Source organism: Pseudomonas sp. Sample_22 (assembly GCF_004307635.1).
In the GTDB taxonomy this organism is placed as follows: domain Bacteria; phylum Pseudomonadota; class Gammaproteobacteria; order Pseudomonadales; family Pseudomonadaceae; genus Aquipseudomonas.
Window position 1 is genome coordinate 47422 of sequence record NZ_RCNY01000088.1, and the last position, 7735, is coordinate 55156.

Below are 7735 nucleotides of genomic sequence, written 5' to 3' on the forward strand. Positions count from 1 at the left end.
CCGTCGCCCGACTCTAACGGCCCAACCTTTCGCTAACCTTTCAGAAGACTTTCACGGTTGTTCAGGCTTCACAGCGACGGATGCCGCTGTAAACTCCGCGCCAAAGAATGGTGTCGACCATCCCTGAATGAGGAAAAGATCCATGCGTGTTCTGCTCGTCGAAGACCATCTGCAGCTCGCCGAAAGTGTCGCCCAGGCGCTCAAGAGCACCGGTTTGACCGTGGATGTGCTGCACGACGGCGTGGCGGCCGATCTGGCGTTGGGCAGCGAGGAATACGCCATGGCGATCCTCGATGTCGGATTGCCGCGCATGGACGGCTTCGAAGTCCTCGCACGCTTGCGCGCAAGGGGCAAGAATCTGCCGGTGTTGATGCTGACGGCGCGCAGCGACGTGAAGGATCGGGTGCATGGCCTCAACCTTGGCGCCGATGATTACCTGGCCAAACCGTTCGAGTTGACCGAGCTCGAAGCGCGGGTCAAGGCCCTGCTGCGCCGCAGTGTGCTGGGTGGTGAACGCCTGCAACGCTGCGGCGTGCTGGCCTACGATCTGGAGACCCGGCGCTTCACGCTCGCCGAGGAGCTGCTGACCCTGACCTCGCGCGAGCAAGCTGTGCTTGAGGCACTGATCGCCCGTCCGGGGCGGGTGATGAGCAAGGAGCAACTGGCCTCCCAGGTGTTCGGCCTCGACGAAGAGGCCAGCCCCGACGCCATCGAAATCTACGTGCACCGTTTGCGCAAGAAACTCGACGGCCAGCCGGTTGCCATCGTGACCTTCCGCGGCCTCGGCTATTTGCTGGAAAGCCGCGATGCATAAACCCAGCAGTCTGCGCTGGCGGTTGCTGTGGAATCTGGCATTGCTGCTGGTGGTATTGATGCTGGCCAGTGGTTTGAGCGCGTACTGGAACGGTCGCGAGGCCGCCGATACCGCCTATGACCGAACGCTGCTGGCCTCGGCGCGGACCATCGCTGCGGGTCTCTCCGAGCGCGATGGCTCTCTGAGTCTCGACGTGCCCTACGTGGCCCTCGACACCTTCGCCTACGACAGTGCCGGGCGGATTTTCTATTTGGTCAACGATATCCATCAAAACCTGATTTCCGGCTACGAAAACCTTCCGGCTCCTCCGCCCGGAACCCCGCGCACCGATGATTACCCGGCGCTGGCGCGGTTCTATAACGCGACGTATCGGGGGCAGAACGTGCGGGTCGTCAGCCTGCTCAAGGCTGTCAGCGAACCTAACATGAACGGCATGGCGGAAATCCGCGTGGCGGAAACCGATGAAGCGCGGGTAAGCATGGCTCGCAGCCTGGCGGCAGACACTTTGCTGCGTCTGGGCATGTTGGCCGTCGGGGCGCTGATGATCGTCTGGTTCGCGGTGAGCGCCGCACTGCGTCCGCTGGAGCGCTTGCGCACGGCGGTCGAGGAGCGTCAGCCCGATGATCTGCGGCCGTTGCCGCTGGTTGAAGTGCAACACGAATTGTGGCCGTTGGTGCGTGCGCTCAATCACTTTACCGAACGTCTGCGTGGACAATTCGAGCGTCAGGCGCAATTCATTGCCGATGCCGCCCACGAGCTGCGCACCCCGTTGGCGGCGCTCAAGGCGCGGCTTGAGCTGGGCTTGCGTTCGGACGAGCCACAAACCTGGCGCAGCACACTGGAAACCGCGGCGCAGGGCACAGATCGCCTGACTCATCTGGCTAACCAACTGCTCTCGCTGGCGCGGGTCGAAAACGGTGCCCGGGCGATTGCCGAGGGCGGCGCGCAATTGCTCGATCTCAGTCAATTGGCGCGAGAGCTTGGCATGGCCATGGCACCGCTGGCCCACAAACGCGGCGTAGCGCTGGCGCTGGAGGCGGACGAGCCGGTCTGGTTGCGTGGGGAGCCGACCCTGCTTAACGAGTTGTTGAGCAATCTGGTGGACAACGCACTGGCCCACACGCCGCCGGGCGGCAACGTTATTTTGAGAGTCTCGGCACCAGCGGTACTGGAAGTCGAGGACGATGGCCCCGGAATACCGCTGGCTGAGCGCGAGCGAGTATTCGAACGTTTTTATCGACGCAACCAGCAAGTGGCCGGATCAGGTTTGGGACTGGCGATTGTCGGCGAGATCTGCCGCGCACACCTGGCGCAGATCAGCCTGCATGATGGTGAGCATGCAGGGTTGAAAGTTCGGGTGAGTTTCATTGCCGGGGAGTGATGGCATCTGTTCTGGAGTGTTCGCGGGCAAGCCTCGCTCCTGCAAGACGGTGGAAATCGTGTAGGAGTGAGGCTTGCCCGCGCAGCTTTCAGTAAAACATCGAGCGCGTTTCTTCCAAATCAGCACACATAGCCTTGTTGTCCGGATCGATCCCGAGTTTGACGAAGGCCGGAACGCTGAAAGGATCGATGCGTGAAATCGGGTGATCGGTATCTTTGTGGCAATACAGGCTGGCAACTTGCACCAAGTCGACATAATCGATCTGGGCTGATTGGCGCTTGAAGTTCTGATACAGCAGTGGCACCTGTACCAGCAATTCCGGAAACTCCCAGACCCTCAGAAGTTTGTCGCCGAGCAGCGGATGAATGCGCTCGATCACATGGTTGAGGCTGACCGGATCGGACAAGAGTTCGTAGTGGTCTTCGGCATACGTCAGGATCGGCAACACACCGATTTGATGCACCAGTCCGCCAAGGGCTGCCTGATCGGGTTTGAGCTGGGTGTAGCTGCGGCACAGCGCATAACTGACGCCGGCGATTTCCAGGCTCTTGCGCCAGACATCGCGCATTTTCTGTTCCACCACCTCGGAGCGGGCATGGAAGATCTGCTCCATGACCAGGCCAATCGCCAGATTGCTGCTGTAGTTGATGCCCAGGCGGGTGATTGCCGTGTGCAGATCAGTGACTTCCTGGGTTGCGCGTAGCAGCGGGCTGTTGACCACTTTGATCAGGCGCGCCGACAGCGCCGTATCACGGCCGATGACTTTGCTCAAACTGCTGATACTGATTTCCGGGTCTTCAGCGGCCTTGCGAATCTGCAACGCCACTTCCGGTAATGTCGGCAGAACCAGGTCATCGTTATCGATGGCCTCAACCAAATCCTGTTGGACCTTTTCCGCCAGCTCAATCATTTAGTTTCTCTAGGTGTCGCAAAAAAGTACTGCGTTCAACGCTGGATTTCGCGGTCACGGTCCAGTTGATAAGGCAGGTCGAGCAAGTGCAGCGCAGGGCCGTCAATTGCACCCACATGAATATCGCCACCTTCTGCAGCTTCGGCTTGCAATACGGCCAACAGTTCAATGTGGTTTTCGCCACGGGCTGCCAGCACCACTTCACCGATTGAACTGTTGTGACTTGGGGAGAACAGTTGGGTACCGGGCTCAGGCAGGTCGCTGGCATCCAGTTTCACGCGATAGAGTCGACGCTTGAGTTTGCCCAGGTACTGCATCCGGGCAACGATTTCCTGACCGGTGTAACAGCCTTTTTTGAAACTCACGCCACCGACAGCTTGCAGATTGAGCATCTGCGGAATGAACAGCTCGCGGGTACCGGGCATGACCTGGCCGATCCCTGCACGGACCTGGCCCAGCAGCCACTGATTCAAGTCGCTTTCGGCCAGCATGGCGGACAGCTTTCCCTTGATGATGTCGGCTTGATCGGCAGCGACCCAGAGTTCGGCGCGCTCGGGTGAAATGCGAATGGCGATCAAACCGTCGTGACGCACAACACTGTCGGTTTCTGCCGGCAGGTCGAGCCCGAGGCTCTTTATTGCAGCATCGCCATGCTCGATGCCGAAACGAATCCAGGCAGCACTTTCGTCAGTCAGCTTGGACTTGGAGAACACAGCGTATTTTTTCAGGTCCGCCAATTGAGGTTCCAGCAGTTCACTGGCCATGGCCAGCAACACGCCGTCACCTTCGAGCAGGATACGGAAGCTCGATTGCATCCGGCCTTTCTGGGTACAGCGCGCGCCGAGGCTGGACTGTGTGTCGCTCAGGTAATTGAGGTTGCAGGTCAATTGGCCTTGCAGGAACTTGCCGGCGTCCGCGCCGCGGACCGCCAGAACACCTTCATGAGACAGCGTGCAGAAAAAAGCAGAATCGGCCATGGGTCATCGCAGGGTTAAAGAGTCTGGGGGACATGATAAGGGGGCGCCTTCGAAATGGGTAGTTCACAAAGGATCGCCGGTGCCCGACCAAAGCCGACTGTTCGGCGAAGCGCGGGGCTGTATACTTGCGGCCTATTTGAGGAGCGCTCCATGGTCGAAGATGTTGAACTGAATCGCCTCTACTGGCACAGCCGCCGCGGCATGCTTGAACTTGACGTGTTGCTGGTGCCGTTTGTGAAAGAGGTTTACGCAAGTCTGAACGAGGTGGATCGTGCGTTGTACGTCCGCTTGCTGGAATGCGAGGATCAGGACATGTTCGGCTGGTTCATGGAGCGCAACGAATCGGAAGATCCGGAGCTTCAGCGCATGGTTCGCATGATCCTGGATCGTGTCCAGCCCAAGTAATTCTTTCGAATGCCGCTGGCATGCCTCGCGGCAGTTGCTGGCGGCTTACGTTTTTGCCCAGTTGTTCGCACTGGGTTCGTTGCTTCTTCTTGAGTTACCGCTCTGGGCCAGTGTGTCGAGTGCTTTGTGCTGCCTTCTCCATGGCGTTCGGCTACTGCCACGCCAGATTCTGCTGACACACCCACAAGCGTTTTTGGGCTTGCGTCGCGATGCCGATGGCTGGCAGTTGTGGAATCGGGCGGCGGGGTGGCAATCGGTGCAGCTGCGGCCCGATAGTTTGGCACTGCCCTGGGTGGTGGTGCTGCGTTTTCGCCTGCAAGGTGAGCGACGGATCCGGGCCATTTGCGTACCCCGGGATTCGCAGGCGGCGGATATACACCGACGCCTGCGGGTTCGGCTCAAATTCAGTCGGCGTAGGTGGGCGGCACCAGAATAGTGTCCAGCGCCACTGGCAACATGTTCGGATAGTCGAGGGTGTAATGCAGACCGCGACTTTCTTTACGCTCCATGGCTGACAGAATCATCAATTCGGCCACCTGAGCCAGGTTGCGCAACTCGATCAGGTCGCGGCTGACTTTATAGTTGCTGTAGAACTCGTCGATTTCATCGAGCAGCAACCGCACCCGGTGTTGGGCCCGTTGCAGACGCTTGTTGGTGCGCACAATGCCGACGTAGTCCCACATGAACCGACGCAACTCATCCCAGTTGTGCGCAATGATCACGTCTTCATCGGAATCCGTTACCTGGCTCGCATCCCAGGCGGGCAGGGCGATGGGGGCAGAAATCTGCGGCAACTGCTCAATGATGTCCGCAGCCGCCGAGCGCGCGTAGACAAAGCACTCCAGCAGCGAGTTACTGGCCATGCGGTTGGCGCCATGCAGGCCGGTGAAGCTGGTTTCGCCAATCGCGTACAGCCCGGGTACGTCGGTGCGACCTTGCTGGTCGACCATAACGCCGCCGCAGGTGTAATGCGCGGCCGGAACCACCGGGATCGGTTGCTTGGTGATGTCGATGGAAAACTCCAGGCAGCGCTCGTAGACAGTCGGGAAGTGCGTCTTGATGAAGTCTTCTGATTTGTGGCTGATGTCCAGATATACGCAGTCAATGCCCAGGCGTTTCATCTCATGGTCGATGGCCCGTGCGACGATGTCCCGGGGCGCCAATTCGGCGCGGGGATCGAATCGCTGCATGAAGCGTTCGCCATTAGGCAGCTTCAAATGCGCGCCTTCGCCGCGAAGGGCTTCGGTGATCAGGAAACTCTTGGCCTGCGGGTGGTACAGACAAGTCGGGTGGAACTGGTTGAATTCCAGGTTCGCCACCCGGCATCCCGAGCGCCAGGCCATGGCAATGCCATCACCACAGGCACCATCGGGGTTGCTGGTATAAAGGTAGACCTTGGCTGCGCCACCGGACGCGAGGATCACGAAACGGGCGCCATAGGTATCGACTTCTCCGGTACCACGATTGAGCACGTAAGCGCCCAGGCAACGGTCGCCTTCAAGGCCCAGGCGTTTTTCGGTGATCAGATCGACGGCGACGCGCTGTTCCAGCAGTTCGATGTTCGGCCGTTGCCTGGCCTGGGTCAGCAAGGTTCTGAAAATCGCCGCACCGGTAGCATCGGCGGCGTGGATGATACGTCGATGACTGTGTCCACCTTCGCGGGTCAGATGGAACTCGAATCCGCCGTCCTCAACAGTCGATTGCTCATCACGAGTAAAGGGTACGCCTTGGTCGATCAGCCATTGAATCGCCTCTTTACTGTGCTCGACAGTGAAGCGTACGGCGTCTTCGTGACACAAGCCGCCCCCGGCATTCAGGGTGTCATCGACATGGGACTCGACGGTATCGGTGTCATCCAGTACCGCAGCGACACCGCCCTGCGCCCAGAATGTCGAGCCATTGGCGAGGTCGCCTTTGCTCAGGACAGCGATGCGCAAATGACCGGGCAAGGTCAGCGCCAGGCTCAAGCCGGCAGCACCGCTGCCAATTACCAGAACATCGTGTTGAAACTGTTGGCTCATTTCAGGATTCCGCTCAAAGCGACCCGGGTCAGGGAGGCGCTGGACAACTGGACAGGCGAGTCAGGTTCGCGAACAGCCCACTAGTATATAGAGGGGGGGATCGGCACAATAGCCGAGCCTATATGGCATTGTGAAACTACTGTGATGGAAAAGAGCTGACGCTTCGTCGGATGTTTTTTTGGTCGATTTGGCGACAACTGAACTGTATCGTGGATTTAACAGTCTTTTTCGCCGCACGGTCGCACAATGTCGGATCATGCAGCTATAAATATTTGGAACTTTTGCCAAAGGCCCAAGATCAATAGACGGTTGCCTGATTCAAGGGACAGTGTCGGCTTCAGCGCGGGATCTGCTTTGGATCCTTGCCGGCGAAACCGATGACAAGATTATTCGCGCAGCCGGGGAATCTCGCGCTGCGTTTTTCGTGCGTGCCGATCAGAGCCCGCAGGAAACTTGCCTGGAGGGGGAGAACTTTTGCGAAAAGCCCGAGTCTATGTTTGCAAGTCCGGACGTTTAGTTGTGCAAGCCTCCTTCGAGCTTATCGAGGAGTGTTCATGCTAACCCAGGAAGAGGATCAGCAGCTGGTCGAACGCGTTCAACGCGGCGACAAGCGAGCGTTCGATCTGCTAGTGCTGAAATACCAGCACAAAATTCTCGGGTTGATCGTGCGTTTTGTGCACGACACCCATGAAGCCCAGGATGTGGCACAGGAAGCCTTTATCAAGGCCTACCGTGCACTAGGAAATTTTCGCGGAGACAGCGCGTTTTATACGTGGCTTTACCGCATCGCCATCAACACGGCGAAGAACTATCTGGTTTCACGCGGCCGCCGGCCGCCGGATAGCGATGTCAGTTCCGAGGATGCAGAGTTCTACGATGGCGATCATGGCCTCAAGGATCTCGAGTCGCCAGAACGGGCTTTGCTGCGGGATGAGATCGAAGGCACCGTCCATCGAACCATTCAGCAACTGCCGGAAGATTTGCGTACGGCTTTAACTTTACGTGAATTCGATGGTCTGAGTTACGAGGACATTGCGAGCGTCATGCAATGTCCGGTGGGCACCGTGCGCTCCCGGATCTTCCGCGCCCGGGAGGCCATCGATAAAGCCCTGCAGCCGTTGTTGCAGGAAAACTAAAGACAGCGGCGACAGCCAAGAGAGGAACGCCATGAGTCGTGAAGCCCTGCAGGAATCGCTGTCCGCAGTGATGGATAACGAAGCGGACGAA

At 58.7% G+C, this 7735-nt stretch carries 8 protein-coding genes; 5 read left to right on the forward strand and 3 right to left on the reverse strand.

Annotation, left to right across the window (positions count from 1 at the left end; all coding sequences use genetic code 11):
• Positions 1 to 142: 142 nt before the first annotated feature.
• Positions 143 to 814, forward strand: a complete 672-nt coding sequence (locus D8U73_RS25770; RefSeq protein ID WP_056856026.1) for a response regulator — start codon at positions 143 to 145, stop codon at positions 812 to 814.
• The gene (locus D8U73_RS25775) at positions 807 to 2195 is read left to right on the forward strand and encodes a sensor histidine kinase (RefSeq protein ID WP_130906110.1); all 1389 of its coding nucleotides are present in this window, start codon (positions 807 to 809) and stop codon (positions 2193 to 2195) included. Before D8U73_RS25770 ends, D8U73_RS25775 begins: the two co-directional genes overlap by 8 nt.
• A gap of 88 nt (positions 2196 to 2283) precedes the next feature.
• Here the strand turns inward: D8U73_RS25775 and D8U73_RS25780 are convergent, their stop codons facing one another.
• Complete coding sequence (locus D8U73_RS25780) at positions 2284 to 3105, reverse strand: HDOD domain-containing protein (RefSeq protein ID WP_056856024.1); 822 nt, start codon at positions 3103 to 3105, stop codon at positions 2284 to 2286.
• Positions 3106 to 3140: 35 nt separating this feature from the next.
• Complete coding sequence (locus tag D8U73_RS25785) at positions 3141 to 4082, reverse strand: folate-binding protein YgfZ (protein WP_130906111.1); 942 nt, start codon at positions 4080 to 4082, stop codon at positions 3141 to 3143.
• Between the two features lie 150 nt (positions 4083 to 4232).
• Between D8U73_RS25785 and D8U73_RS25790 the strand changes: the two genes are divergently transcribed.
• Positions 4233 to 4487 (forward strand): succinate dehydrogenase assembly factor 2, encoded by a 255-nt coding sequence (locus tag D8U73_RS25790; protein ID WP_056856022.1) that lies wholly within the window; start codon positions 4233 to 4235, stop codon positions 4485 to 4487.
• Positions 4471 to 4923 (forward strand): protein YgfX, encoded by a 453-nt coding sequence (locus D8U73_RS29630; protein ID WP_130906112.1) that lies wholly within the window; start codon positions 4471 to 4473, stop codon positions 4921 to 4923. Before D8U73_RS25790 ends, D8U73_RS29630 begins: the two co-directional genes overlap by 17 nt.
• Here the strand turns inward: D8U73_RS29630 and nadB are convergent.
• Complete coding sequence (nadB, locus tag D8U73_RS25800) at positions 4892 to 6508, reverse strand: L-aspartate oxidase (RefSeq protein ID WP_056856021.1); 1617 nt, start codon at positions 6506 to 6508, stop codon at positions 4892 to 4894. The two genes, D8U73_RS29630 and nadB, sit on opposite strands and share 32 nt — an antisense overlap.
• Positions 6509 to 7062: 554 nt before the next feature.
• Between nadB and rpoE the strand changes: the two genes are divergently transcribed.
• The gene (gene rpoE, locus D8U73_RS25805) at positions 7063 to 7644 is read left to right on the forward strand and encodes an RNA polymerase sigma factor RpoE (RefSeq protein ID WP_003172477.1); all 582 of its coding nucleotides are present in this window, start codon (positions 7063 to 7065) and stop codon (positions 7642 to 7644) included.
• Positions 7645 to 7735: the final 91 nt, after the last annotated feature.

What these genes read in the sequence shown, in the direction of transcription:
- nadB (WP_056856021.1), bottom strand. Translation starts at nt 6,508, where the DNA reads ATGAGCCAACAGTTTCAACACGATGTTCTGGTAATTGGCAGCGGTGCT.
- D8U73_RS25775 (WP_130906110.1), top strand. Translation starts at nt 807, where the DNA reads ATGCATAAACCCAGCAGTCTGCGCTGGCGGTTGCTGTGGAATCTGGCA.
- rpoE (WP_003172477.1), top strand. Translation starts at nt 7,063, where the DNA reads ATGCTAACCCAGGAAGAGGATCAGCAGCTGGTCGAACGCGTTCAACGC.
- D8U73_RS25780 (WP_056856024.1), bottom strand. Translation starts at nt 3,105, where the DNA reads ATGATTGAGCTGGCGGAAAAGGTCCAACAGGATTTGGTTGAGGCCATC.
- D8U73_RS25790 (WP_056856022.1), top strand. Translation starts at nt 4,233, where the DNA reads ATGGTCGAAGATGTTGAACTGAATCGCCTCTACTGGCACAGCCGCCGC.
- D8U73_RS25785 (WP_130906111.1), bottom strand. Translation starts at nt 4,082, where the DNA reads ATGGCCGATTCTGCTTTTTTCTGCACGCTGTCTCATGAAGGTGTTCTG.
- D8U73_RS25770 (WP_056856026.1), top strand. Translation starts at nt 143, where the DNA reads ATGCGTGTTCTGCTCGTCGAAGACCATCTGCAGCTCGCCGAAAGTGTC.